We start from the raw sequence: 26619 nt of genomic DNA on the forward strand, positions 1-26619 counted from the left end.
GCAGGCGTTGTGAATTCAGGCGTGTCCGGTTCGCCAATGCTGGGTATGCCTGAGCAGGCCGCGCGACAGCATGTAAAGCGTCAGCGACACCAGGGCTGAGGTCAGCAGGATGAGAGAAGACAGCGCTGCAGCGGCGCCGATGTTGCCCGCGTCATCCAGGTTGAGTACGGCAACGGCGGCCAGAATGGTGTCGGGGCTGTAGAGAAAAATCAGCGCCGATACCGATGTCATCGACGACACAAAAAGATAGCGAAACACCTCCAGCAATGCCGGTAGGCAGATGGGCAGCGTCACTCGCCGGTATGTGGTCAGCAGTGGCACCTTCAGCGAAAGTGAAGCGGATTCAATCTCTTCGTTCAGTTGGCGCAAGGCTGTAGTGGCCGTCATTTGCGCCGGCGTCAGGAACCGCATCACGCAGCACACCACCATCAGCGCAATGCCACCGTACAGACCGTTCAGCGGGTTGGCGGGGTGGTTGAAGAAGAACACGTACCCCAGGCCCATGACCAAACCAGGCACTGCCATCGGTAACATGCACAGCAATCGCAGCAGGTTATCGAGCCAGCCGCTACGGGTTTTCTCCATCAGGTAGGCACAGGTGAAAATCACCGGCGTACCGATCACGGCCGTCAGGCTCGCCAGCAGCAGGCTGTTGCGGTACGCCAACCAGCCGACATCACCGCTGGATTCGAAGTCGTAATGACGCAGGGAGATGGCTAAGTCGTACGGCCAGAAGTTGATCAGCGATGCCCCGACCGCCACCACCACCAGACTCAAGAGCGCCAAGCCAATCGCCCCGGCAACCAACAGCAGCACCGAGTCACGCAGCCGATTGACCGGTGCGACATAGGTGGCTGCCTGGCTGCTGACCTGGCTGCCGCGCAATCTGCGCATCCATGCATCCACTGCAAAACTGATGAGGGCCGGTACCAGCAAGATGCTGCCAATCAGTGCGCCTTCGGAAAACTTTTGCTGGCCCACCACCGATTTGTAAGCCTCCATCGCCAGCACTTGATAGTCGCCGCCGATCACCACCGGAATCCCAAAGTTAGTGATGGTTTGTGTGAACACCAGGCAACTGGCGGCGAACACCGCGTAGCGGGTGCCGGGCCATGTCACATTGAGAAAGGTTTTCCAGTGGTTTGCGCCCATGCTGATCGACGCGTCGTACAGGCGCGCATCGGCCAGGCTTAAAGAAGAAATCAGGATCATCAGCGCCATCGGGAAGTTATAGAACGCTTGCCCCAATACGATGCCGGTATAGCCATAAATACCGTCCGCGAACCATGACTTCAGCAGCCCCTGGTTTCCGAACAAGTAGATCAGCGCGATAGCAGACAGCATCGACGGCGCCATCAGCGGCAGCAGTGACAGACTGCGAAGCAACCCTTTGCCCGGTATCCAGCTGCGTTGCAAGGCATAGGCGAATACGTACGCTGCGGGCACGACAAGCGCAACGGTGCTCAGAGCTACCTTGACGCTGTTGCCCAACAACCACAAAAAGCGTGAACTCGACAGCAGTTGCCAGACACCGGCCACCCCGTTTTGCACATCGACTACTTTGCCCAGCATTGCCATCAGCGGCAGGGCGAGCCCAGTGATCAGCAACAGGACCATTAACAGCTTTACGCCACGGGTGAATAGCAGGTCGAGGAGGGCTGCTTTAGGCGACCGCGTCAAAGACTGTGGTTGCAGAGGCACTGAGTGAGGGAACTGCAAACTGGTCATCGCACCGCTCCTGGAAAGGCTCGCAAGCTGTGGGATGGAAACGTCAGCCAGACCCGTTCGGCGACTATCGGCGCGGCGTTCAGATCAGCGCTGATCTCTGCAACAAACTGTTGGCCGCGCAGTTGGTCCAGCTCCACCGTGAGCCGGTAGCGATTACCCAAAAACAGTTTTTCGACGACCTGTGCCGCCAGGCTGTTGGAGGCTTGCGGGTGATTGTCGATGCGCAGCGCTTCGGGCCTGCAAAAAAGCCTGCCTGGCCCGTCGGCGGGGACTTTATCAAGGTGCAGAGAGACCGTGCCCAGGTGTGCCTGGCCATCGCTCATCTGTTGATAATCGAGCCAGTTGGCCTGACCGATGAAGTTGGCGACGAAGGGGGTGGCGGGCGAGCGATAGATGTTTTCCGGGGTATCGAATTGTTCTATGCGGCCTTGGTTCATCACCGCGATACGGTCCGCCATGACCATCGCTTCGTCCTGGTCGTGAGTGACCATGACCGTGGTGATGCCGAGCTTGCGTTGCAGCGTGCGCAGCTCATAGCGCAGATGTTCGCGCACTTTTGCATCCAGCGCTGACATCGGTTCATCCAGCAGCAACAGCGAAGGCGAGGGCGCCAACGCCCGGGCCAGGCCGACACGTTGCTGTTGTCCACCGGACAATTGACCTGGGTATTTGCCCGCCATTGCCGCCAGGCCGACAAGCTCGAGCATTTCCTGGACGCGTTCGCGTACCTGGGAGTGCAGGAGGTTTCGGGTGCTCAGGCCATAACCGATGTTTTGCGCAACGGTGAGGTTGGGAAACAACGCGTAGGACTGAAACAGAATCCCGTAATCGCGCTCCTGGGGGTGGGCACGAGTGATGTCCCTGGGGCCAATCATCAAGCGGCCGGTGTCTTGTTTTTCCAGGCCCGCAATGATCCGCAGCAGGGTGGTTTTTCCGCACCCTGAAGGTCCGAGCAGGCACACAAGCTCGCCTGCTTTTACCTCAAGCGAGACATCATCGAGTACGCTCAGTTTGCCGAATGATTTTCCGATGCCTTGAACCGAAAGCGGCACGGTAGAGAGTTGGGCGAGGGTAGAAGCCATGGTGAATCCCTATGCAATGCCAGCCACCAAAAACAAGGGTGGTACCGATGTAAAACAACGGTAATGAGCGAATGACTGGCAGATAGGAAGTTGGCGAATGCAGGCAATCTGGCGTTGCCGTACGGGAGTTGTTTCGCCTGGATTTGATGTATCACGCAGAAAAATGACCCGCAAACATAAAACGGTGAAAAACGTCCAGATAATCAATTTAGCGTGCGTTCACTCGAGCGTTATCTTTGTTAATAGTTAACAAATACAATTAGATAGATTGTTTTTGGTGCGTGCGAGATGGTGAATTTCACTGCACAAAATTGCCTATGAATTCATAGGTCTTTTGCGCCTCGGGAGCCAGATTCGAGTGTTGAAGTTCGATTTGAATCAAAACGGGTGCGCAAAGATGAATCAGTTTTGCTGATGCCAGGTCGCCCTATAACTGATTGGATTGGTGATTTGGCGGTTGGCATTCTGGCGCCTCTCTTAGAGTGAGGCGCCCCATGTCCGATGCCAATCTGGCCACATTGCTCGTATTGATTTCTGCATTCATGCACGCCAGTTGGAACGCCGTCGTCAAGTCCAGTAGTGATCGACTGTCCTCGATGGCAATGGTCGACGGGGTCGCGTTTATCGTCGCGTTAATCGCCTTACCTTTTGTCGAGGTGCCTGCACTACCGGTGTGGGGGCTGATCGGGATGTCGGTCGCAGTCAATCTGTTCTATCGCTACTTCTTGATCAGGGCTTACCACTTTGGTGATTTCGGCCAGGTGTACCCACTGGTTCGCGGTTTGCCACCGTTGCTGGTGGTGGTGTTTGCCACCCTGTGGCTGGGTGAGACCTTGTCCCCGATGGGTTTGACGGGCGTGGTGATCTTGTCGCTCGGGGTTCTTAGCCTGTTGCGCGTGACCGAGCAATGGCAGGCGCCGCGTAATGCTTTGGCTGCAGGCGTGTGCGTGGCCTTGTACACCGTGATTGATGCTCAAGGTGTGCGGAGCGCTCAGGGAGTGCTTTCTTATCTGGTGTATTTCACCTTGGTACTCAGCGTGCCGATTCCGCTTTTTGCCGCGCGGCGTCGGCGCCGGGCACTGCTGCAGCATGTGCAGGGTCATTGGCGAATGTCGGTGTTTGGCGGGCTGACTTACTGCGCGGCCTATGCGCTGGTGCTGTGGGCCATGACGCTGGAAAACGTGGCGAAAATCGCAGCCTTGCGTGAGAGCAGTGTGATCATCGGTGCGGTGATCGCCACGCTACTGTTCAAAGAGCCATTCGGTCGCCGCCGCTTGATTGCTGCAGTCACCGTGACCCTGGGAATTGTGCTGATCAAATACGCCGCTTAACCGAAGCGCTTTTGCGCCACTTGCAGGAAGTCGTCAATCAGCCGTGCCGCGCGACGTTCTTTCAGGCAGTACAGGAATTCGTCGAGCAAGGCCGCTTGGTGAATCGTCACGATGCGCAACTCCTGACTGTCAGGCACTTCGTGGCGCGCGATAATACTCACCCCGATGTTGCGCAGCACCGCTTCGCGGATGGCTTCGCGACTGCCAATCTCAATGACGTTCTCAAGCTTGATTTGTGCCTGGGCGAGCATGTCTTCAGTGAGCTGGCGGGTGTGTGAGCCCGGTTCCCGCATCAGCACACAATGATGTTCGATTGCGTTCAAAGAGAGGCGGCTTCGGTTCGCCAGTGGGTGGCTGCGATGCGCCACCAGCACCAGTGGGTCTTGCCCCAGTGGCAGGCAGAACAGTCGCGGGTCGGTGAGTTGCTGAGAGGACGTCACCAGGTCGACCCGGTATTCATCCAGCGCATTGATCATCTGTTGTGAGTTGCCCAACTCCAGGCTGACTTGCACTTCATGTTGTTCGCGAAAAGCCTTTACCAAATCCAGGATGTAGTAGGGCGCGGTGGCACCGATGCGAAGTTTCCCGGCCTTGCTGCTGGCGTTGTTCAAGAAGAACTCGATGTTCATGCCGTGGGAGATCATCGGTTTGATCAGAGGCAGCAACCGTGTACCGGTTTCGCTGAGGGTCAGACGCCTGCCGCCCCGATAAAAAAGCTCAACTGCAAACTGACTCTCCAATTGACGAATCTGGTTGGTCACCGTGGGTTGGCTCAGGCCGAGTTTCCTGGCTGCAAGCGTCACGCTGCCTAACTGGGCAACCATGTAGAAAGCTTTGAGTTCCGATTCAAGCATTATTCGCGCTCTGGCTTTAGGTCGACCCGCTCGTATAAGCCAGGAATTCAGCGGATATCTTAAGGCCTGAGTTTGAATTGTGCCTACGCCTCATCACTTGGGACATGCTTGGTTTGACGTCGACGATGACATCCGCAAGCAGGTCGCTCAAATCGGTTTATGCAGGGTCAGCATTGGAAAAACCGATATCAGCGACTTATAAGCTATACTTATTAGTGAAATACAATAAATCGATTTTTATTATTTCTAGCTCACTGCTTTGATAGCGCCATGCATCACTCCCCCACAACAACAATACAGCCGGAGAAGATCATGACCAAAGCCGAGTTTCCAACTGCCGTGCCGCTGGCAATACCTGCCCTGGGTGAGCCTTACCTGTTGACGCCGGGTCCGTTGACTACCTCCAAAGCGACCAAGGAAGCGATGCTCCGCGACTGGGGTTCATGGGACGGTGCCTTCAATCGCATTACTGCTGACGTTCGCCAAAGTCTGCTGAGCATGGCAGGCGTGCAGGACGACAGTTTCACTTGCGTGCCTCTGCAAGGCAGCGGCAGTTACTCGGTAGAGGCTGCTCTGGCTTCTGCCATCCCGCGCGAGGGTAAATGCCTGGTGCTGATGAATGGAGCCTACGGCCAGCGTGCCACCAAAACCCTGGAATACCTGGGGCGCGCCTTCATCACGCTGGACAAAGGTGACTACCTGCCACCGCAGCCTGATGAAGTGGACGCTTTGCTCAAGGCCAACCCGGATGTGACCCACGTTTTTCTGGTCCACTGCGAAACCAGTTCAGGCATTCTCAACCCGCTGCGCGAGATCGCCGATGTGGTGAAGGCTCACGGCAAGAGCCTCATTATCGATGCCATGAGCACCTTCGGCGCGGTGCCGGTGATCGTCAAGGACATAGCCTTTGACGTGCTGGTGTCCTCGGCCAACAAGTGCATCGAGGGTATTCCCGGTTTCGGTTTCGTGATCATCCGCCGCTCGGTACTGGAGTCGGCCAAGGGGCGTGCCAATTCGCTGTCCCTGGACCTCTACGAGCAATGGGTTTACATGGAGCGCACCGGACAATGGCGCTTCACCCCTCCGACTCACAGCGTAGTGGCCTTCCACAAGGCCCTGGAACAGCACGCGGCCGAAGGCGGGGTGCACGGGCGTCTGGCGCGCTATACCCGCAACCGTGACGTGCTGGTCAGCGGCATGCGCGAGCTCGGATTCAAGACCCTGCTGGAAGACCGTTGGCTGTCGCCGATCATCACCACGTTCTTTTGCCCTGAACACCCGAACTTTCAGTTCATGCGCTTTTATGAAGAGCTGAAAACCCGCCAGTTCATCATCTACCCGGGCAAGCTGACCCAGGCTGAAAGCTTCCGCATCGGCTGCATCGGCCAGATCGACGAATACATCGTCCACCAACTGCTTCGCGCCATTGCTGACAGCCTCTTGGCGATGGGCGTGGACATGCCGGCACCGGCAACCTGAACGCACGCTTTCAAGGTCTCTGTCGCTTCACGCATGGGTGCAATGGGTAGTACCTGTGGACGGTGATCTTTTTTATCCATGGACCCGGTGACTTATTGCCCTGCAGTGCCGTGCAGGCGTCACCGATCGCAGCAATTGACTAGACGAAGCCTGACGCCGTCCTCATAGACATCTGTTCGATGGCGTGTGCATGGCAGGGCTTTGTGCACCGAAAACAAAAACAAAAAATCAATTAATTGCGCTGTCTGGCACCACATTCGGGATCAGAACACCATGAACACAAACACCACAAGTCCACTCGCAAGAGGCTGGCAATCCCTCCACCGCTGGCGCGTCCAGGTTTTCCTCATTACCTGGGTGGCGTACGCCGCCTTCTACTTCACCCGTAAAGCGTTCTCTGTCGCCAAACTCGGTATTGGCGAGGACCCGAACTTCATGCTCGAAAAGGCCATGATGGCCAACCTCGATGCGCTGTACCTGACGGCTTACGCCGTGGGTCAGTTTTTATGGGGTAATTTCGCCGACCGCTTCGGACCACGAATAGTCGTTCTCAGCGGCCTGGTCATATCGGCCGTGGCGGCGCTGCTCATGGGCACCTACGCCACGTTACCGATATTCGTCTCGTGCATGCTGATACAGGGGCTTGCCCAGTCGACCGGTTGGTCAGGTCTGTGCAAGAACGTCGGCAGCTTTTTCAGTACCAGTGAGCGTGGCCGTGTGCTGGGTTACTGGAGCACCTCTTACGCCTTCGGCGGTCTGGTTGCTACTCCGTTTGCCGGTTGGTGGGCCTACGACACTTACCACGACTGGCGCTTGGCGTTCATCAGCAGTGCGGTCGTGGTGCTGATAGTGGCGGTGCTGTTCTTTTTCCTGCAACGCAACCGGCCAGAGGACGTAGGTCTGCCTCCTGTCGAGATCGAAATAGAACCCGTCAGCGATGTGGTGGTACCGCGTGAAAGCATGTGGGCTGGCTTGCGCACCGTGATGAAAAATCGAACGGTGCTGGTGCTCGGTCTAGCGTATTTCATGCTCAAGCCTGCGCGCTACGCCATCCTCCTGTGGGGCCCGGTCATTATTTACGAACGGATGCCCGAGATCGGCAAGGTGGCCTCCGCAATCGTACCGACTGCGTTCGAACTCGCGGGTTTGGCCGGTCCCATTCTTATCGGTATCGCCTCGGACAAGTACTTCGGTGCACGTCGTATCCCGGCCTGCGTTCTTAGCCAGGTGGTTCTCACCCTGTGCCTGGGGTTGTTCGTACCGGCGATGCAAAGCGGCAGCCTTTACATGGTGGTGGGCCTGCTCTTCATGATGGGCCTGACCCTCTACGGGCCAGACTCGATGATTAGCGGTTCGGCTGCCATCGACTTCGGCAGCAAGGACGGCGCTGCCTCCGCTGCAGGTTTCGTCAATGGCTGTGGCTCGGTAGGTGCGGTACTCGGCGGCCTGCTGCCGGGATACTTCGACACGATCACCGTGTTCCTTGTGTTCACCGGCTCCGCGCTGCTGGCCAGTTTGATGCTGGTGCCATTCTGGAACAGCCGCCCCAAAACAGTCGAAAAACACGTGTCTGCCTCGATCCCGGTACAACCCGTCATCGTCGGCACCAACTCCTGAATTCGCAGTTACTCATTATCCTTTGCTGGAGCGATCATCATGAATTACCAACAACCCGATCAACTGCAAGCCGTGGTCCTGGACTGGGCGGGCACCGTTGTTGATTTCGGCTCTTTCGCCCCGACGCAGATCTTCGTCGAAGCCTTTGCCGAATTCGGTGTTGCCGTCTCTCTGGAAGAAGCGCGCGGCCCCATGGGCATGGGCAAGTGGGATCACATCCGCACACTGTGCAACGAACCACAGATCGCCGACCGTTACCATGCCGCCTTCGGCCGCTTGCCCACTGATGACGATGTCACGGCCCTCTATGAGCGCTTCATGCCGCTGCAGATCGAAAAAATCGCCCTGCACTCGGCGTTGATTCCCGGTGCTCTCGAGACGATCAATACCTTGCGTGATAACGGCCTGAAAATCGGTTCGTGCTCGGGTTATCCGGCCGTGGTCATGGCCAAAGTGGTAGAGCTGGCGCGCAAGAACGGTTACGTCGCCGACCACGTGGTAGCCACCGATGAAGTGCCCAATGGACGCCCGCACCCGGCGCAGGCATTGGCCAACGTCATTGCGTTGGGCGTCAGTGACGTTGCGGCTTGCGTGAAAGTCGACGACACCTGGCCTGGCATCCTTGAAGGTCGCAGCGCGGGCATGTGGACGGTCGCGCTGACCTGCTCCGGTAACGCATTAGGCTTGACCTACGATCAGTATCGGGCCTTGTCTTCAGACAGGCTGGCCGAAGAACGGGCGCGCATCATCAAGATGTTCGAAGGCACTCGCCCGCACTATCTGATCGACACCATCGTCGATTTGCCATCGGTGATCGAAGACATCAATGCCCGTCTGGCACGCGGTGAAACCCCTCAGGGTTGCTGACATACACCACTACTGACGCGGGCAGTGGCCGTTCCATGAGCGGCCACATCCAAAAACAACAAGAGATTCCCACCATGAACTACGCCCATCCTGGCACCCCCGGCGCCATCGTTTCGTTCAAGAGCCAATACGGTAACTACATCGGCGGCGAGTTCGTCGCGCCTGTCAAAGGTCAGTACTTCACCAATACTTCGCCAGTCAATGGCCAACCGATTGCCGAATTTCCGCGTTCTACAGCCGAAGACATCGACAAAGCGCTGGACGCCGCCCACGCGGCTGCCGATGCCTGGGGCGCTACTTCTGCTCAGGCTCGCTCGCTGGTGCTGCTGAAAATCGCCGACCGCATCGAGCAGAATCTGGAACTGCTGGCGATCACCGAATCCTGGGACAACGGCAAAGCCGTGCGCGAAACCCTCAACGCCGATATTCCGCTGGCCGCTGACCACTTCCGCTACTTCGCCGGTTGCATCCGCGCGCAAGAAGGCAGCGCCGCCGAAATCGATGGCAATACCGTCGCTTATCACATCCATGAACCACTGGGCGTGGTCGGACAGATCATCCCGTGGAACTTCCCGATCCTGATGGCCGCGTGGAAGCTTGCCCCGGCGCTGGCGGCGGGTAACTGCGTGGTGCTCAAGCCTGCCGAGCAAACGCCGCTCGGCATCACGGTGCTGATGGAACTGATCGGCGACCTGCTGCCGCCCGGCGTGCTCAACGTCGTGCAAGGTTTCGGTAAAGAGGCCGGCGAAGCGTTGGCCACCAGCAAACGCATTGCCAAAATCGCCTTCACCGGTTCGACTCCGGTCGGCTCGCACATCATGCACGCCGCCGCTGAAAACATTATTCCGTCCACCGTGGAGCTGGGTGGCAAGTCGCCAAACATCTTCTTCGCCGACATCATGCAAGCCGAAGAAACCTTCATCGAAAAAGCGGCCGAAGGCCTGGTGCTGGCGTTCTTCAACCAAGGCGAAGTGTGCACTTGCCCGTCCCGGGCACTGGTGCAGGAATCGATCTACGACGACTTCATGAAAGTGGTGATGAAAAAAGTCCTGTCGATCAAACGTGGCGACCCGCTGGACACCGACACCATGGTCGGCGCCCAGGCCTCCGAGCAGCAATTCGACAAAATTCTTTCCTACCTGGAAATTGCCAAGGGCGAAGGCGCCGAATTGCTGACTGGCGGCAAGGTGGAAAAACTCGAGGGCAACCTGGCGACCGGGTATTACATCCAGCCGACCTTGCTCAAGGGCACCAATAAAATGCGCGTGTTCCAGGAAGAAATCTTTGGCCCAGTGGTGAGCATCACCACCTTCAAGGACGAAGCCGAAGCCCTGGCCATCGCCAACGATACCGAGTTCGGCCTCGGCGCCGGCCTCTGGACCCGCGACATCAACCGCGCCTATCGCATGGGCCGCGCCATCAAGGCCGGTCGTGTCTGGACTAACTGCTATCACCTGTACCCGGCGCACGCCGCGTTCGGTGGTTACAAAAAGTCCGGCGTCGGCCGTGAAACCCACAAGATGATGCTCGATCACTACCAGCAGACCAAAAACCTGCTGGTGAGCTACGACATCAATCCACTGGGCTTCTTCTAAACCCGCTGCCAAACCGCGTCGAGGCTTTCACAAGCAGGCGCGCGTCCCACGTTATCCGTTGAACCTGAGACCGTAGGCACCTCGACAGTACATTGTGCTGTCGAGGTGCCTTGTCAGTTTCTGGGTGTGCTGGGGGGAGACCTGCGTTTGAATACGGTGGCCGAGGCCGTCAATACGCTGGATGTCGATGGGGCTGCCGCACAAACCCCGCCCGGCCAACAGCCGAGCGGGGTTTTTGCTTGGGGTTATCCCTTATCGGCCTTGCCCGCAGCCGCGGCGAATTTTGCCAGGCGAACATCGAGTGGGCGAGGGCGTCGACCATGGTCCTCGGCCCGCTCTTTACGGCGAATGGCGTTGCGCACCATCAGTGAGCCCACGTAGCGAACGGGTTCCGGCGGGAAGTTGCCGAGTGGGCCTTGCACCAGCGGCGAGCGCGTCCAAGGATTGTCCAGGCCCTGCACCAGCGAGGAAAGGATCTGCCCACCCATATGGCAGGGGCCGACGCCGCTGCCCGAATAGCCGAAGCCGTAGAAAATATTGCTGTTCGGCCCCATGGTGCCAAAGAAAGGCAGGCCGGTAACCGAACGATCGGAAGGGCCGTTCCAGGTGGCGGCGATACCGACATCGGCAAAGTCCGGGAAGAACTCGGCCAGGGTGCTGCGCAACAACCCTTCGTAGGGCGATGGCTGGTCGAACACCGGCAAGATACGGCCACCATAGGCGAACGTGTTGCCCCCTTTACCGAGCATGATCCGGCCGTCCGGGGTGTTGTGGTAGTAGTGCACGAAAATACGCGAGTCGAGGACCGTGACCCCGCTAGTCAAGCCGATTCGCTGGAGCAGGTCCGGCCGTGGTTCGGTGATGATCATGTCACTGGAGACGATAGCCACCGACCGCGAGAACTCTGGGAAGGCACGCGCCATCCAGGCGTTCATCGCCAGCACCACCCGGTCGGCGACGACTTGCCCACCCGGCGTATGGATGATGGCCGGCCGCCCTTGCTCCAGTCGGGTCATTTTTGATCCTTCGTATATCCGCACGCCAAGTTCGAGTGCAACCCGGCGCAGGCCTCGAACCAATTTGCCTGGCTGCACGCTGGCAGCCGCTGGCGAAAACCAGCCTTCGATGTGCCGCGTCGAGCCGGCCATGCGTTGCAGTTCGGGCAATGGACACCTGGAAAAGGAGTTGATGCCGTGACGCTCCAACGCCGCGACCACCGCATCGGTTGCACCTTTCTGTGCCTCGTTGGTGGCGGTATAGAGCGTGCCGTCGAGGCGATAATCGGCATCCACAGCGTACTGCTGACAGAAGTCGCCGATGGCCCTGATGCTGTCTTCCGACGCTGTCACCAGACGCACCGCTTCAGCTTGGCCGAACAGCCGCTCGAGCGTGAAGTATTTGGCTGACCAGGACAGCGCGCAGCCACCGTTGCGCCCACTGGCACCGGCACCGCAGATGTCGGCTTCGACGATCACCACATCCAGTTCCGGGTTCTGTTGCTTGAGCATGATTGCCGTCCACAAACCGGTGTACCCGCCACCGACGATGCAGACATCGGCGCGAGTGTTCTGCTGCAGGGGCGGGCAGGGCGTGGCGGGTTGGTTCTTCAGGGCCTGATCGAGCCAGTAGGGTCGCATCGAAACGTCTCCGTTGGTTATTGTTTTAATGTCGGTTCAGAAGGGTCAGCCGCACGCCGCAACAACGATCATTTCCACGCGCAAACCAGGGTCGATCAAGCTAGCCAGCGTGCAGGCACGCGTCGGGGCATGGCCTTCGGGAAAGAACGCGTCCCAGACCCTGTTGAGCCCTTCATAGTCCTCGCGATGAGCCAGCAGGATGCGCACCGAAAGTACTCGCTTGCGATTGCTGCCCGCACTGATCAGCAGTTGCTCGATGTTGGCGAGCACTTCCTGTGTTTGCGCCTCGATATCGCCGCTGAGGTCCTCCGCGACCTGGCCTCCGATATAGAGATGGTTGTCGTGCCGGACCATGTCCGAGCGGCGTTTTGCCGTTTTGAAACGTTCTATTTCCATCAGGTTCTCCTCATCCATCGGGGGCTTGGCACTGTTCAAACAGTGGTCCGGCGGCTTGCGAAAACCATGCTTGCAGGTCATTGTTGATAATTAAAATCGATTTATCATATGCATGAATAAGTTCAGTCTATAACCAGGTCCACGACGATGATTTCTCACGCACAACTCAAGGCTTTTCACGCCGTGGCAATCAATGGCAGCTTCACGCGAGCGGCCGATCAACTGTGCTTGTCGCAGCCAGCCGTGTCTGATCAGGTGCGCAAGCTCGAGGATTACTACGGGGTGAGGGTGTTTTATCGCGACAAGCGTCTGGTGCGTCTGACGGAGGTAGGCGAGCGTTTGTTTGGTCTGACACAGCGCCTGTTCGATATCACCATCAATGCCCATGACATGCTGACCGACTACCGCACACTGTCCACGGGTACCCTGAACCTGGCCGTGGATGCACCGGTGCACGTGTTGCCTTACGTGGCACGCTTCTGCAGCTTGTATCCCGGCATCGATGTGAAAATCGAGACCGCCAATACTGATGAGGTCCTGATGCGGGTGTTAAGTCACCAGGCAGACATCGGCCTGTTGGGACGCAGCATTGACGATGAGCGTCTGCTGTCGCAGCACCTGCGCAGCGATCCCATGCTTGCCTTCGTGGCGCATGACCATCCATGGGCGCAGCGCGAATCAATTTGCCTCGCCGACTTGCACAACATTCCCCTTGTACTGCGCGAACAGGGCTCGGTAACACGACAGTCCCTGGAAGAGGAAATGGCCACGGCCGGCCTGCACATTCGCAAGGCAATCGAAGTGGAGGGGCGTGAAGCGGCGCGTGAAGCGGTGGCGATTGGTATGGGGGTGGGCGTTGTCTCGGCCGCCGAACTTGGCTCGGACTCCCGAATACGTGGATTGCCTATCGTCGACTGTCAGCGGCGCTTTACTGAGACCTTGGTCTGCCTTCGCACGCAGAGTTCCCGGCGCATCCTCGCCACCTTTTTTGACATGGTGAGTGAGTCGCCCCGGGTTTTGTCGGCACCTTAATGCCTCGACATGAGGTCAATCAGAACGGTTGTCGATACCAGGACAAAATCGAGGCGCTAACCGGGCCTCAATCGTTAGTACTTGCGGTCACTGTATTTTGAGGGCTCTGCAATGTCGGAGCTGTCTCATCGAACCAGCCGCGGATTAATTGGGTGAAAAACAGGTGCGTCGTATCCCACCAGTATTTCCACCAACTGCCTGTCTCAACGTCCTCCAGAGCTATCAAGGGGCGGCTCCCCAGTTTGTGCCCGGCATCGTACAGTTCCAGTGTTCCAACGACGGTGCCAATAGCGATAGGCGCTTCCAGCGGCCCATCTATCTGCATGCGCGTTTCCAATTCGCGATTTTTGTTCTTGGGCAAGGTGAGGGTCATATCGTCCAACAGCCCCAGGGCGATCGATCTGTTTTTACCTTTCCAGAGAGGGGACCGCGTGAGTATTTCCCCTGCTTTTTTGTAGGTTTGGGTATCGTAGAAACGAAAGCCGTAACCGATGAGTTTTTCCGTTTCTGCCGTGCGCTTTTGTGTGCTGCTGGCGCCAAAAATCACACTGATCAAACGCCGTCCGTTTCGGTGCGACGAAGCCACCAGGCAATAGCCTGCCGCGTCGGTATGGCCGGTCTTCAAGCCGTCGGAGCTTGCGTCCCGCCATAACAGAAGGTTGCGGTTGGATTGCCGTATGCCATTCCAGGTGAAGTGTTTTTTGGCGTATAGCGCATAGGAATCAGCACCTTCGCTGATGATCGCCCGAGCCAGCGTTGCCATGTCTCGCGCCGATGAATAATGCTCCGGTTCCGGCAGGCCGGTGGAGTTCATGAAGTGCGTGTTGGCCATCCCCAGTGCCGTAGCGGTCGAATTCATCATGGCGACGAAGGCACCTTCGCTTCCGGCTATATGTTCGGCGAGCGCAACGCTTGCGTCATTACCCGAGTCGATGATCACGCCGCTGAGCAAGTCGTGAACCGAAACGGAGCTGCCGGGATCAAGAAACATGCGTGAGCCGCCAGTACGCCAGGCATTTTCGCTGACGGTGACGGTGTCATCGCCTTTCATTCGCCCGGCCTTGATCTCACGAGTGGTGACAAATGCCGTCATCATTTTCGTCAGGCTGGCGGGTGGTAGGCGCGTGTCACTGTTGTGGCTGGTAATAACGGTACCCGTTGCAGCGTCTATCAGTATCCAGCCTTTGGCGCCAAGCTTGGGTGCAGCAGGGATCATGGCCCCTTGAGTATTATTGTCAGCCAGAGCAGGGGTAGCCCAGGCAAGAGGCGTTAGTACGCAGAGAGCGGTTAACAGAAGCCGGGACAACAGGTCATTCACAAGCAAAAGGCCTTGGGTCAGCAGAAAGTGCTGCCAAGTTAGCCCCCAAGGCAGGCGGGCTGACATTAAGCTGGATTAAGTTAAATTTAATATTCAGGCATCTGAAACCATCGGGCAGTGAATCAAAACACGGGTGCCGCAGCCGATAACCGCAGGCTGGATGTCCAGCGAGTAACCGTGCAATTTCACAATGGCGGCGACCAACGATAAGCCAAGTCCGTGTCCGGGTTGCAGGCTGCTTGCCTGCCCTCGATAAAGCCTGCGAAAGACATGTGTACGGTCAGACTCGGATATACCGGCCCCGTCGTCGACGACTTCAATGATGACCGTTGCCTCCTGGACACTGCCGCGCAATTTGATATGACCACCCACTGGCGCAAACTTGATGGCGTTATCCAGCAAGTTGACCAGCGCTTCGAACAGCAACGATGAGTCGCCATACACGCTGGGCACGTCACGGGTAATTTCCAGGGAAAGCGTCTGGGAGCGGTCCAGCGCCAATGGCTCATAAAACTCATGTGCCTGTTGCAAAAGCGCCATGATGGGAAAAGGTTCGAATGCCGAGCGGCGACGTATATCGTCGAGTTCGGCCACCCGAAGCAGTCCTTGAAAGCGCACCATAATGGATTCGCTTTCTTCAAGGGCTTGATTGAGCGTGTGCTGGTGATCACTGTCCAGCGGCAATTGTTGGAGCTGATAATGCCTTGCGCGCAAACGCGTCAGAGGCGTGCGTAGATCATGGGCAACGCCATCGCAGACACTCTTGACCTCATGCATCAGTTGCTCGATGTGGTCGAGCATCGTATTCACGGCGCTTGCCAGCATATCCAGTTCATCGCGGCGGGCGGACAAGGGCAGACGCTCCGCCAGGTTGCCTGAAACGATACTTTCGGTGCACAGCTGCAGGCGTTTCACACGCCGCAACGGTCGGCGCCGCAACAAGCGCCAGCCAATCAATCCGGGAATCAGGGTTAACGAGAAACCCCACATCAAGGCCTGTTCGATAATTCCGCCCACGGCTGAAATCGAGCCGCCGTCACGGGCCAGAATAAGAATACTGCCGTTGGGCCGCCGATTTAACAGGGCGTAGCTGCTTCTGGTTTCTTTGCTGGGTAACGCGATGCTCAGCCCGCGCTCAAGGTAATGAACATTGCCATCGTCGGGCAGACTGGAACGCAGTTTGAGCAGGTCTCCCGCAACGTGCTCTCCATCGGCTGTGAATAAACCGTAAGCATCAATCCCGGGCGTTGAATAGGCTTCACTGGCAGCCAGTTCTTGCACCAGTTTTTTATCGTCGATTTTCTGATAGTAGTGGGCACGCTGCAGTAACGTTCGCTCTGCAACGGTTCCCAGATAGTGGGAGATTTCCCAGTACAACACGCCTGTAAACAGTGCGGCCCACGCCACGAAAAACAGGGCGTAGAAACCGATCAATCGACTACCGGACGAGCGCCATTCTTCAGTCTTTGGCAGCAAGGACATAACCGGCACCGCGTATTGTATGAATGGCGGGAGTGCCTTCATCGCCTTCAAGCTTCTTGCGCAGCCGACCGATATGGACATCGATGATGTTTGTCCCAGGGTCGAATCGATAACCCCATACTTCTTCAAAAAGCATGGTGCGGGTGACCAGTTGGCCGGCACTGCGCATCAGGTAATTGAGCAGTTTGAACTCGGTTGGCAACAGCAATATGTGTTCGCCATCCCTGGTCAGTTTGTGCTCGACCAGGTCCAGTCGCAGGTTGCCGCAAATGAGTTGCGGGTGGCTTGCGTCTGCACTGGTGCGCCGAAGCAACGCATCAAGACGCGCCACCATCTCGATGGCAGAAAAGGGTTTGGTCAGGTAGTCGTCGCCGCCGGCGCGAAGCCCTTGCACGCGCTCATCCACGTCGGAAAGCGCACTGATCATCAAGACAGGCGTCTGAATCCCCAGGCTACGCAACGTGCTGACAATCGTCAGGCCATCAAAATCAGGAAGCATCCGATCCAGGGTGATGGCGTCGTAACCCCCTGCAATTGCCAGGGCCAGCCCGTCTCTTCCGGTAGCGGCCCATCTTGAACTGAACCCATGGCGTTGGAGTTCAGCAATGATGACTTCCGCCGTCACCTTGTCGTCCTCTATGACCAACGCGCAACTCATAACTTCCTCCGTTTTGAACTGTTTTTTGGCGTTTGCGACTGAACGTCGACAGCCGATGGACGCGTACCCTAGTGAGCAACGGTCCCGCCGAACATTAACTATTTCTTAACCCACCTTAACCTTGTCGCCCTCCAAACCACGGATATATTCGCAACGACAATGGAAATCACTCGGGTGCTCAAACCGCTTTTATTGATTCGCCGTCGTTTTGCATCGATCCGGTGGCGCACGCGAGTCACGCTGTGTGTCGCCGCTACGCTCGCGGGCTTGCTGGTGGTGATGTTCGCTCGACTGGCCGACCTGGCATTGACGCAATTTGCGCAACAGACCGCCGAACGGCCTTGGCTGCCCTTTGTTTACACACCGCTGGTGGGCATGTTGGTGGTGTGCCTGACCACTCGTTTTTTTGTCGGCTCACACGGCAGTGGCATTCCCCAGGTGATTGCCGCCACCCGGCTGGCGCACCAAGGTAAACCGGTCGATAAATTGGTGTCGTTACGTATCTTACTTTTCCGGTATCCCCGGCGGTATTTTTGCCCCTTGCCTGGCGGTAGGTGCGGCAATCGGAGCCAATGTCGCAGAGCTCTTCGGTCTGGCAGCACAGCCGATGATTGCGTTGTTTATTGCTCGAGACAGCGAAGCGTTGGTTTTGGCGATTTAGAGTTAGCGACCAGTGATCGGCATGCCGCCAGTGAATGCTCAGCACCGCAAACCGTCCTTCGACGGGGCAAAGCAAAATTGCCATGTGTTTCCTTCGTTCTTTCTAACGTCGCACTGTTCATTGCCTGTTTCTGTACGTTCGGAGTTTTCTCGATGCCCCCGTCAAAATCCCTGCCCGCTGCTTTGCTAGGCCTGGCCCTTTTTTGTCCGGCCATGGCCGCCGCTGAAAGCATGGAGCTGGGGCAGGTGCTGATCGGGGCTGAAGAGAAGGGCGATGAAGACCAGACGATTGAGGATGCCAAGGTCCGGCTCGACCAAGTACCCGGTGGCACCAACGTGGTCGATATGCGCCGTCCTTTGCAGGGGCGCGTGGCCAGTAACCAGGATGTGCTGGCCTATCAACCGGGCGTTTATGCTCAGTCGGCGGGCAATGAAGGCGTCAAGATATCGATCCGCGGTTCGGGAATAAACCGTGCGCCAGGCGCACACGCATCAGGGCTGTACACGATGCTCGACGGGTTGCCGCTGACCGGTCCTGGCGGCACGCCGTACGAATTGCTCGAGCCGTTGTGGCTGGAACGCGTGGAAGTATTGCGCGGCGCAAACGGTTTCGACAGGGGGGGCTTGGCGCTGGGCGGGGCCGTCGATTACATCAGCCACACGGGTTACGACTCGCCCAAGTTGCAAGTGCGCTATGCGACGGGCAGCTACGGTTATCAGCAGCGCCAGATCAGCTCCGGCCAGGTTCTGGGGGCTTTCGACTATTACGTGGCGTTGACCGACGCAAGCTCCGATGGCTACCAGGATCACACGGCCAGCAAGAGCCAGGGCGTTATCGCCAACTTCGGCTATCGCTTCAACCCGAACCTGGAGACACGCTTCTATCTGCGCCACCGCGAGACTGACAACGACCTCGCCGGACGGGTTTCCAAGTATTCCATCGAGCACACTGCACGCGCGGCCAATCCTGGCTATGTGACACGTGACGACAGCCGCGACGAGCCGGGCAGCACCTTTTTCGGCAACAAGACGACTTACTACATCGATGATGATTCGAGCATCCAGACCGGCCTTGTGTATCACGATTATCCGATGGATCTGCGTGAGGGCCCCAACCGTCTGAAGGTCGCGTATGCGGACGTCAGCGGCACCTTCGACTACAAGCGTCGCGATACGCTCTGGGGCCTGCAAAGCCACAGCACGCTAGGCCTGCGGGTCACCAAGCATCTGCCAAATGACGGTGCCAGTGAATTTGTGCGCATCCCGTCTGGCAACACCGCCGGGTACGCGCCGGGGACGTTGATGCGCAACTTCACTTATCAAGGATCGGACAGCGTTCTGCATGTGGGCAATGATCTGGAGATTGCCGACGACTTGTGGCTGACCACCGGCCTCGCCGCCATTTACACCCGTCGTGAAAGCGCTGTGACCTACCCGCAAAGTGGCGGCAAGACCAGCCTGAATGACTGGGATTACGCTCCGCGAGTAGGCCTGCGCTACCAGCTGACGCCGGATGTGCAGTTGTTCGGCAATCTGAGCCGCTCGGTCGAGGCGCCGCATCCTTGGTCGCTGATCTACAGCTCCAACATCCGATTCCCCACCGGCAGCGGTCCCGCCACGGGCGCTCAGCGTGATCCGGTAAAACTGCAAAATCAGACCGCCACCACCTTGGAAATCGGCGGCCGTGGCGACAGCGCTGCGGGACAATGGAGCCTGGCTTGGTACTACGCCCAAGTGCGCCACGAGTTGCTCTCGGTATTGCCCGATGCCAATGCGACCACCCCCTACGAGCTCAACGCCAGCCCCACGGTGCACCAGGGTGTGGAAGCCAGCCTGCTGAGCAACCTGTGGTCATCGGGCGACGGCGGTCAATTGAACCTGCGCCAGAGCTACACCTTCAGTGACTTCCACTACCGCGACGACGACCGCTTCGACGACAACCGCTTACCTGGCTTGCCGATGCACTATTATCAGGGCGAATTGCGCTATGACTGGCCGCTGGGATTCTTCGCGGCGGTCAATACGCAACTGGTGTCCAAGGTCGCAGTCGATTACGCCAACAGCTACTACGCCGATCCCTACGCGCTATTCGGTGCCACGGTGGGTTACAACGCGCCCAAGGGCGACTGGCAGGCGTGGCTGGACATGCGCAACCTGACCGACAAGCATTACGCCGCCACCGTCACACCGGGCTATGACGACCACGGTCTGGACGCGGCACGTTCCACGCCGGGCGAAGGCATGGCGGTGTATGTCGGCGTGTCGTGGAGTGTTCTTTGAGGCAGCGGGTGATCCATGGCGTGGCAGCCGTACATTTGTGGGGCTTGACAGGCCTGGGATAATGAAAGCAACACCGCGGCCCACGCGTTGTGCCTATCAATGCTCAAGGTGTCCCCATGCGCGATGAAAAACTCAAGCTATTGTTCGACCGGCAAGCGGCCAACTACGACCAGCAATGGGCGAGAATGGCGCCCATTCGCGACGCGTTGTATTTGCTGCTCGATGCTCACTTCAGCAGCCTGCCGGAAAATGCCCGGATATTGTGCGTCGGTGTGGGTACTGGCGCGGAACTGGCCCACCTGGCGGAACGCTTTCCCGGTTGGCATTTCACTGCCATCGACCCCTCGGGCGCCATGCTTGAGGTGTGCCGACAGAGCGCTATTCAAAATGGCTTTCTCTCGCGCTGCGATTTTCACCAAGGCTACCTCGACACGCTGGACGCCGAGCCCCGCTACGACGCTGCCACTTGCTTTTTGGTGTCCCAGTTTTTGTTAGAGGCGAGCGCCCGAACCACGTTCTTTCGCGAGATTGGCCGCCGCCTTAAACCCCACGCAATACTGGCAAACGCCGACCTCGCCGCCGATACCGACACGCCTGCCTTCGAGGTGCTGCTGCGCAACTGGCTGACATTGATGTGCGCAGGCGATCTTCAGCCAGAAATGCTCGACCGCGCCCGCGCTGCTTACGCCAGCGACGTGGCAATCCTGCCCGCACAACAGGTCGCGAACCTTATTGAAACCGCTGGTTTTGAAGCCCCTGTGCAGTTCTTTCAGGCCGGGTTGATGCATGGGTGGTTTTGTTCGTGGCGGTCAGGTGAGGAGTGAGTTGGATGTCATCTGGTCGTTTTCGGCGCGGAAGTTCCCGGGCGACATCTCACTGCTGCTGACCGTCCTGTGCATCCACATAAGTGGCGGGTATTTGGCTCCCACATTCCATGTTTGCAGCCATGCCCGGACTAACGGAGTAGGCGTTGGTGAAAAAAACGGTGCGCGGGTCGATCAGGTTGAAGGTGTTCGTGGTGGAGGCTTTGAACGGCGCGCTGATCGCTTTCGACCCTTTAGCTGCCCTTCGCGAAGGACAGCCATGGGCGAGATCAAACCTTTGAAAATTGGCACGTCGCTAGTGAGCTTTTTTCAATTTCATTTGCGAGTCTGAGGACAGTCTCCTCATCACCAAACTTTCCAACAATTTGCATCCCAATCGGAAGGCCATTCTCCATGATCCCTACGGGAATGCTGATGGCCGGTTGGCCAGTCAAGTTGAAAACTTCGGTGAAAGGAGAAAATGCGTAAGCGTTTTTGTACCACTCGTCCAAACACCTTTCCCCTGTGGTTACAAAGCCACCTATCAACGGGGGAGGAAGCGCTACGGTAGGGGTGATAAGGACATCTATGCTTTTGAAGCTATCCGCCATGTCACGACTAACTGTGTTCTGCGTGGCACGGGCATGGTGAACATCAAGTGCCGTTTTCCGGCGCGAGCATTTGTAAAACTCATACGTAATCCATTCAACATCCTCATCAGAGATCGGGAACCCGCGTTTTCGCGCTTGGTGTTCCATCAAAGCCTCTATTTCCATCTGCCAGAATAGCGCAGCAGCTGCACCAGCATTGTTCATGTCTGGCCATCTGAACGGCCGTAATTCATGGCCGTCCTTACTTAAGAAATCAACGGCGTTCAAAATGGCTTTGTGAATGGCATTATCGATACTCGAACCCTCTGGCCGGTAGCAGGCGAAAGCGATCTTCAGTCGTGGTGATTTTGCTTTCAGAGATTCCAGCCATGAAGCCGGTGCGGGAGGGGCGGCATAGGGGGCACCGGGCTCATAGCCAGATAGGACGTCCAGCAGTAATGCGGTATCGCGAACAGTCCTGGTCAGTACGTGCTCGCAATCTAGGCCTCCAACAAACTCACCTACGTGAGGGCCCACAGGGTTACGTCCTCTGCTTGGCTTCAGGCCAACTACGCCACAAACGGAAGCTGGAACCCTGATGGATCCACCGCAGTCGGTGCCATGCGCAACGGGAACCATTCCCGCGCCTACTGCGCTCGCCGAGCCACCACTTGAACCCCCAGAAGCGTACTGCGGATTTCTCGGATTCCGACATGGGCCTTGCCATTCAGGCTCTGTAACAAAGTCGCCTGCGAACTCGGGCGTTTTGGTTTTCCCGAGAATAATTGCTCCGGCATTGCGCAATCGATGCACAAATTCACTGTCGATCTGCGCCGGTGCGGCGTTCTCGTATAACCGGGACCCGTGCCTGGTTGCAAAACCTGCTACATCGATGTTGGTGTCCTTTATCAGGATAGGTACACCCGAGAGTGGTCCAGCCTTGGGATCTAGCGCCACTCGTTGCGCATCTTCGACATTGATTGCAACGACCGCACCCAAGGTTGGGTCCTGAGTTTCAATTTCTTTGGCTGCCAGGTTCACCAGTTCCAATGGCGAGACTTTTCCGGACTGCAACCATTGAACAAGGCCAACGGCATCAAGACTTTTATACTCATCAGGTGTCATTTCTACGCCTCCAGATTATAACCAAGCACGTTGTTGAGGAACTCGTAAGCCAAGCGACGTGAATCATCAATCGTGTCTGGGCTGCAATCGACCGCAGCCCTCAACCATAAACCGTCGATGAAAATCGCGATCATCTGCGCTTTGGAGTGGGCTGCTGCCTTATCCATGGTCTTTGACAAAGCATAAAAAAGTAATGAGTGGCTTCGCCGCGCGACGACGTTTTGTATCCGTTGCAATTTTGCGGATTGAGGTACCTGGGCCCAGAAAGCCAGCCAAGCCGCGACGTTTTCTTTTGTCAGATTCAAGGCACTGACGTTTCCGTCTACAAACGCAAGAACACGCCCGGCTGGTGTTGTGGACGTTCGTAGGCGCGCAAAAATTTCGGCATTTATGCGTTTGTTCAGCTCTCTCAAGGTGGCTTCGAGCAAAGCATTCTTGTCTGAAAAATAATGGTGCACGATGCCGTTCGCCAAACCGGCGCGAGCGCTGACTTGGGTCATGCTCGTACCTGCCATGCCCTGCTCACCAATAAGGTTGAGCGTCGCTTCGACGAGCTGTTTTTTTCTGATTTCTTGCATTCCAACCTTTGGCATAGAGGTGCTCTTTTTTTTCATTGGACGATGAATGAAAAAAAAGTTATCACTAGGCTCTCCAAAAAACAAGAGAACCCAAGGGGATCCAATATGAAAAGCAGTGCTATCGGTTGTGCTGTGCTGTTGATGACATTCCAGGGGATTGCCGGCGCCGCGGACTCTGCGGCGTGCCGCGCGCCTCAGTTCGCAGAAGTGGGGTGGACCGACATCGCTTTGACCACGTCATTGACCACAGCAGTATTGGAAGGGCTGGGTTACGTCCCAAAAGTCATTACTTTGTCGACGGGTATTGCCTACAAGGCAATGGAGGGCAAGAGCATCGACGTGTTCCTGGGGACATGGGATCCGGCGTTGATCGAGGCGGCTCAACCCTATTACAACAACAAGTCTATTCAGACAGTGCGAGTGAACCTCACCGGCGCAAAATTTACCTTGGCGGTTCCGCGATACGTCTATGAGCAAGGTGTGAAAAGCTATGCCGATCTGGACACTTACAAGGAAAAATTTGGTGGGAAAATCTATGGGGTTGAGCCTGGCGGAAACAAACCGATCCAGAATCTTATCGCGGATAATGCCTATAACCTGGGCAGCTGGAGCCTGGTTGAGTCAAGTGAGAAGGGCATGCTCACTCAAGTCGCTAGGCAAATAAGAAAGAACGATTGGATCGTGTTTCTGGGATGGGCGCCTCATCCAATGAACAAGAATATTGAGCTGGAATATTTGTCAGGCGGTGATAAGTACTATGGAGCGAATTACGGCGCATCGTCAGTGCGGACTGACGTGCGTGCGGGATATCTGGATGAATGCCCTAACGTGGGGAGATTGCTGAAGAATCTGGAGTTTTCTATAGACGCCGAAAACACCATGATGGACTACGTGATCAATGGTGGCCTCGCACCACGTGCGGCCGTGAAAAAGTGGCTGAGTGATCATCCCGAATGGCTTGAGAGAACGCTGGATAATGTTCAGACACTGGAAGGACTACCTGGGCTCACCGCGGTAAAGTCTCATATGGAGGTAGCGCCTCAATAGGTGGCATATCTCTACAAATCAAATATATCCAGAACATGTAGAGAATATTTTAGCGCCTGGTACTCACTTGCCGGGCGCGTCCTTACAACGTCTAAGCTCCCAATTAACCGGCCAGAGGTTCAGGCACGTCACCCCGAGGCGTTGCTGCCTGTACCCTTCGCGTAGCGCTTCCGCTATACCGCGCAGGGCGAATTTGGAGGCGCCAAAGGTGACTTCCGGTCGCCCACTTTGCGGCAGGCCCGAGGTCGAGCAGGTCAATATGATTCTTGGGGCATGCTGACTGTTCGGCGGCATGCAGCAGACGATTTTCGGCCTGACAAGTAAGAGGTGGTTCTGAGTTATTAACGACTGGGGAAAACTCGCTCATTCGCTCAGTGTTTGTGAGAGATCACCCATCGCGGCATCACGTTGCAGGGGGCGCGACGGCGCCAGCCGCAAGGTATTACGGCCCATGGCCTTGGCCTCATAGAGTGCCTCATCCGCGCGGGCCAGCAGGCTGGCAATGGTGTCGTCTTCACTGGGCACCACACAGCACACGCCGATACTGATGCGCAGTTCAATGTGCGAATCGCCGTATTGCACCGGTGCCTCGGCTAAAGAGGCGCGCAGTTCATCGAGCACTGCCATGGCTCCATCGGGGGTGGTGGAGGGCAGCAACAGCAGAAATTCCTCGCCACCATAACGACCAATGCTGTCGGAATGACGAAGCCGTTGGGTCAGGTGGTTGACGCAGTGGCAAATAACTTCATCCCCCGCCAGGTGACCATGCGCATCATTGATCTTTTTGAAGTGATCGATATCGACCATGGCCACTGCCAGGCAAGCACTGTCTCGGCGCGAGCGTTCCAGTTCTTTAGAGAACAGATCGAGGATGGCCCGACGGTTGAGAATGCCCGTCAGCACATCGCGCAGCGCCAGGTGCTGAAGCTGGGATTCGCTGCGCTCTTTGGATAACAGCACCAGGCCGAGGGAAATCATCATCGCGGTGAATGTGCCGATGCTGACCGAGATCGTTTGCTTGAGGTTGCTGACGTCGTAGCGCATTTCGGCCGCACCTCCGCCGAGTACGGCCACCACCCGCATGCCCAAACCGATCAGGCTGATACTGGAACCGATGATCAACAGCATGCGTGCACGACCCTTGGCGGGGATGTGACGCAACGTCCAGTAGATGATCAAGGCGCATTGCACCATCAATACCAGAGAGGAGGCGAGCATTCGCGGCTCCAGGGTATCGATGAGGCTGACCATCAGCACCAGCATCATTGCCACCGGAGTGAATACCCGCCACCAGGACACGGGCAACTCGACAATCCGAAACAGGCTGGCCCCATAAAAAGCGAGTGCCACGGACAGTAAAGTGTTGGCGGCGCCGTAGGTGAACCACAACGGAGCATGACCGAAGAAGGTGTAACCCACATACGCCAGGGCGTGAGCCAACAAGCCAAAGCCAATGGTGAGCAGACCGTCACGCTGGTTGAATTCGCCGACCACGATCAGACAAAACGCCATGATCGTCGCCACTAAGGCGACGCAGGCAAAAAGCGTGGGGGTATGGGCAATCATGGGGTCTCACCGGCCGCTGACAGGAGCAATTCTGGCGGCAAGTTTAGTTGAGCTGATGAAGTGCAGGGTTATTGTTTTTTCGTCTACGTCCATCCAGCAATCTGCCAATAATCACCTGGGTTCAGACCTTGAACACGCCGCTCACCACAAACGAATAGCGCTCTGGCCTGATGTAGAACGTCGTGCGGTCACAGCAGCGGCCATCGGCAAACCAGGAGGTGCGTTCCATCACCAGCAACGCTGTGCCACGCTTGATGCCCAGGGCCGTTGCCAACCCTTTGTCAGCCTGTTGCGCGCGTATCGCCATGTCGGCACGGCTGACCGCGCTACCGGTGACTTGCTCCAGCACCGAATAGATCGGTTGCTGTTGAACGTCTTCCCACACCACTTTTTCGAGCTCGGCAGGCAGGTGACTGCGGCCCAGGGCAATCACCTCGTTGTCCACGAAGTGCAGGCGCTCTACGCAGAGCAATCGGGTGGCGTCCGGGAACATGTCACGCAGGCTTTCCGGGGTGCTCACCAATTGGTGCGCGATCACTTGCATGGTCGGTTTCAGACCCTGCAGCAACAGGGCTTCATGAAAACTGCGCAAGGCGTCCAGGCCGTGACGCAATTGTTTGGCGGCCACGAATGTGCCTTTGCCTTGTTTGCGTTCAACGATCCCCTCGTCACTCAGCTTGCCGATTGCCAAGCGCACAGTCACTCGGCTGACGGCGAAGCGCTGACCTATTTCGGCCTCCGACGGCAACTTGCCTGACGGCTCAAAAGCACCGCGATGGATTTCATCCAGCAACTGTTCGGCGATCTGCTGGTAAAGGGAGGTTGTGCTGTCGCGAAGGATGGTCACTGTTCTATTCCGTGTGCTGAGGGCCGCCTGAAACAGTGGCACCTGTC

22 protein-coding genes are annotated in these 26619 nt (G+C 57.1%); 10 read left to right on the plus strand and 12 right to left on the minus strand.

Going from position 1 to position 26619, the window contains the following annotated elements; all coding sequences use genetic code 11:
* Positions 1–15: 15 nt before the first annotated feature.
* Complete coding sequence (locus ACQR3R_RS02950) at positions 16–1728, minus strand: putative 2-aminoethylphosphonate ABC transporter permease subunit (protein ID WP_428270490.1); 1713 nt, start codon at positions 1726–1728, stop codon at positions 16–18.
* On the minus strand, positions 1725–2810 hold the full coding sequence (locus ACQR3R_RS02955; RefSeq protein ID WP_428270492.1) for a putative 2-aminoethylphosphonate ABC transporter ATP-binding protein: 1086 nt from the start codon (positions 2808–2810) through the stop codon (positions 1725–1727). Before ACQR3R_RS02955 ends, ACQR3R_RS02950 begins: the two co-directional genes overlap by 4 nt.
* A gap of 494 nt (positions 2811–3304) precedes the next feature.
* Between ACQR3R_RS02955 and ACQR3R_RS02960 the strand changes: the two genes are divergently transcribed.
* The gene (locus tag ACQR3R_RS02960) at positions 3305–4141 is read left to right on the plus strand and encodes an EamA family transporter (protein WP_428270494.1); all 837 of its coding nucleotides are present in this window, start codon (positions 3305–3307) and stop codon (positions 4139–4141) included.
* On the opposite strand, the gene ACQR3R_RS02965 is transcribed toward ACQR3R_RS02960, so the two are convergent.
* Positions 4138–4995 (minus strand): LysR substrate-binding domain-containing protein, encoded by an 858-nt coding sequence (locus tag ACQR3R_RS02965; RefSeq protein ID WP_428270496.1) that lies wholly within the window; start codon positions 4993–4995, stop codon positions 4138–4140. The two genes, ACQR3R_RS02960 and ACQR3R_RS02965, sit on opposite strands and share 4 nt — an antisense overlap.
* A gap of 312 nt (positions 4996–5307) precedes the next feature.
* Here ACQR3R_RS02965 and ACQR3R_RS02970 point away from each other — a divergent pair, with 312 nt between their 5' ends.
* The 4 genes from ACQR3R_RS02970 to exaC all read left to right on the plus strand — a co-directional run bounded on the left by ACQR3R_RS02970 (position 5308) and on the right by exaC (position 10553).
* Positions 5308–6474: a 2-aminoethylphosphonate--pyruvate transaminase gene (locus ACQR3R_RS02970; RefSeq protein WP_428270498.1), complete on the plus strand. Its 1167-nt coding sequence runs from the start codon at positions 5308–5310 to the stop codon at positions 6472–6474.
* Between the two features lie 273 nt (positions 6475–6747).
* Positions 6748–8091 carry an MFS transporter gene (locus ACQR3R_RS02975; RefSeq protein WP_428270500.1) on the plus strand — a complete coding sequence of 448 codons (1344 nt, stop codon included), beginning with the start codon at positions 6748–6750 and terminating at the stop codon, positions 8089–8091.
* A 39-nt stretch (positions 8092–8130) separates the two neighbouring features.
* Positions 8131–8958, plus strand: a complete 828-nt coding sequence (gene phnX / locus ACQR3R_RS02980; protein WP_428270502.1) for a phosphonoacetaldehyde hydrolase — start codon at positions 8131–8133, stop codon at positions 8956–8958.
* A gap of 74 nt (positions 8959–9032) precedes the next feature.
* Positions 9033–10553 carry an acetaldehyde dehydrogenase ExaC gene (gene exaC, locus ACQR3R_RS02985; protein WP_428270504.1) on the plus strand — a complete coding sequence of 507 codons (1521 nt, stop codon included), beginning with the start codon at positions 9033–9035 and terminating at the stop codon, positions 10551–10553.
* 245 nt (positions 10554–10798) lie between these two features.
* Here the strand turns inward: exaC and ACQR3R_RS02990 are convergent, their stop codons facing one another.
* Together ACQR3R_RS02990 and ACQR3R_RS02995 are read right to left on the minus strand one after the other, a co-directional pair.
* Positions 10799–12190 carry an FAD-dependent oxidoreductase gene (locus ACQR3R_RS02990; RefSeq protein ID WP_428270506.1) on the minus strand — a complete coding sequence of 464 codons (1392 nt, stop codon included), beginning with the start codon at positions 12188–12190 and terminating at the stop codon, positions 10799–10801.
* 45 nt (positions 12191–12235) lie between these two features.
* Complete coding sequence (locus ACQR3R_RS02995; protein WP_428270507.1) at positions 12236–12625, minus strand: Rid family hydrolase; 390 nt, start codon at positions 12623–12625, stop codon at positions 12236–12238.
* Between the two features lie 108 nt (positions 12626–12733).
* Between ACQR3R_RS02995 and ACQR3R_RS03000 the strand changes: the two genes are divergently transcribed.
* Positions 12734–13618 carry a LysR substrate-binding domain-containing protein gene (locus ACQR3R_RS03000; RefSeq protein ID WP_428270509.1) on the plus strand — a complete coding sequence of 295 codons (885 nt, stop codon included), beginning with the start codon at positions 12734–12736 and terminating at the stop codon, positions 13616–13618.
* Between the two features lie 67 nt (positions 13619–13685).
* On the opposite strand, the gene ACQR3R_RS03005 is transcribed toward ACQR3R_RS03000, so the two are convergent.
* From ACQR3R_RS03005 to ACQR3R_RS03015, 3 genes are all read right to left on the minus strand, one after another.
* Complete coding sequence (locus ACQR3R_RS03005) at positions 13686–14936, minus strand: serine hydrolase (protein ID WP_428270511.1); 1251 nt, start codon at positions 14934–14936, stop codon at positions 13686–13688.
* A gap of 93 nt (positions 14937–15029) precedes the next feature.
* Positions 15030–16418, minus strand: coding sequence for an ATP-binding protein (locus ACQR3R_RS03010; protein ID WP_428270513.1), 1389 nt, complete (start codon positions 16416–16418; stop codon positions 15030–15032).
* The gene (locus ACQR3R_RS03015) at positions 16396–17076 is read right to left on the minus strand and encodes a winged helix-turn-helix domain-containing protein (RefSeq protein ID WP_428270515.1); all 681 of its coding nucleotides are present in this window, start codon (positions 17074–17076) and stop codon (positions 16396–16398) included. Before ACQR3R_RS03015 ends, ACQR3R_RS03010 begins: the two co-directional genes overlap by 23 nt.
* Before the next feature lie 442 nt (positions 17077–17518).
* Between ACQR3R_RS03015 and ACQR3R_RS03020 the strand changes: the two genes are divergently transcribed.
* The 3 genes from ACQR3R_RS03020 to ACQR3R_RS03030 all read left to right on the plus strand — a co-directional run bounded on the left by ACQR3R_RS03020 (position 17519) and on the right by ACQR3R_RS03030 (position 20840).
* The gene (locus ACQR3R_RS03020) at positions 17519–17737 is read left to right on the plus strand and encodes a chloride channel protein (protein WP_428270516.1); all 219 of its coding nucleotides are present in this window, start codon (positions 17519–17521) and stop codon (positions 17735–17737) included.
* Positions 17738–17889: 152 nt separating this feature from the next.
* Positions 17890–20016, plus strand: coding sequence for a TonB-dependent receptor domain-containing protein (locus ACQR3R_RS03025; RefSeq protein ID WP_428270517.1), 2127 nt, complete (start codon positions 17890–17892; stop codon positions 20014–20016).
* Positions 20017–20132: 116 nt separating this feature from the next.
* Entirely contained in the window at positions 20133–20840 is a 708-nt protein-coding gene (locus tag ACQR3R_RS03030) for a methyltransferase domain-containing protein (RefSeq protein WP_428270518.1), read from the plus strand.
* 269 nt (positions 20841–21109) lie between these two features.
* Here the strand turns inward: ACQR3R_RS03030 and ACQR3R_RS03035 are convergent, their stop codons facing one another.
* Positions 21110–22534, minus strand: coding sequence for an amidase family protein (locus ACQR3R_RS03035; protein ID WP_428270520.1), 1425 nt, complete (start codon positions 22532–22534; stop codon positions 21110–21112).
* 2 nt (positions 22535–22536) lie between these two features.
* Complete coding sequence (betI, locus tag ACQR3R_RS03040) at positions 22537–23127, minus strand: transcriptional regulator BetI (RefSeq protein ID WP_428270522.1); 591 nt, start codon at positions 23125–23127, stop codon at positions 22537–22539.
* A 90-nt stretch (positions 23128–23217) separates the two neighbouring features.
* On the opposite strand from betI, the gene choX reads away from it, so the two are divergent.
* Positions 23218–24159: a choline ABC transporter substrate-binding protein gene (gene choX / locus ACQR3R_RS03045; RefSeq protein ID WP_428270523.1), complete on the plus strand. Its 942-nt coding sequence runs from the start codon at positions 23218–23220 to the stop codon at positions 24157–24159.
* A 363-nt stretch (positions 24160–24522) separates the two neighbouring features.
* Here the strand turns inward: choX and ACQR3R_RS03050 are convergent, their stop codons facing one another.
* Together ACQR3R_RS03050 and ACQR3R_RS03055 are read right to left on the minus strand one after the other, a co-directional pair.
* Positions 24523–25725, minus strand: coding sequence for a diguanylate cyclase (locus tag ACQR3R_RS03050; RefSeq protein ID WP_428270524.1), 1203 nt, complete (start codon positions 25723–25725; stop codon positions 24523–24525).
* A 121-nt stretch (positions 25726–25846) separates the two neighbouring features.
* On the minus strand, positions 25847–26572 hold the full coding sequence (locus ACQR3R_RS03055; RefSeq protein WP_428270525.1) for a UTRA domain-containing protein: 726 nt from the start codon (positions 26570–26572) through the stop codon (positions 25847–25849).
* Between the last annotated feature and the right edge of the window lie 47 nt (positions 26573–26619).

Source organism: Gordonia sp. IEGM753, from assembly GCF_050321825.1.
Classification (GTDB): domain Bacteria; phylum Pseudomonadota; class Gammaproteobacteria; order Pseudomonadales; family Pseudomonadaceae; genus Aquipseudomonas.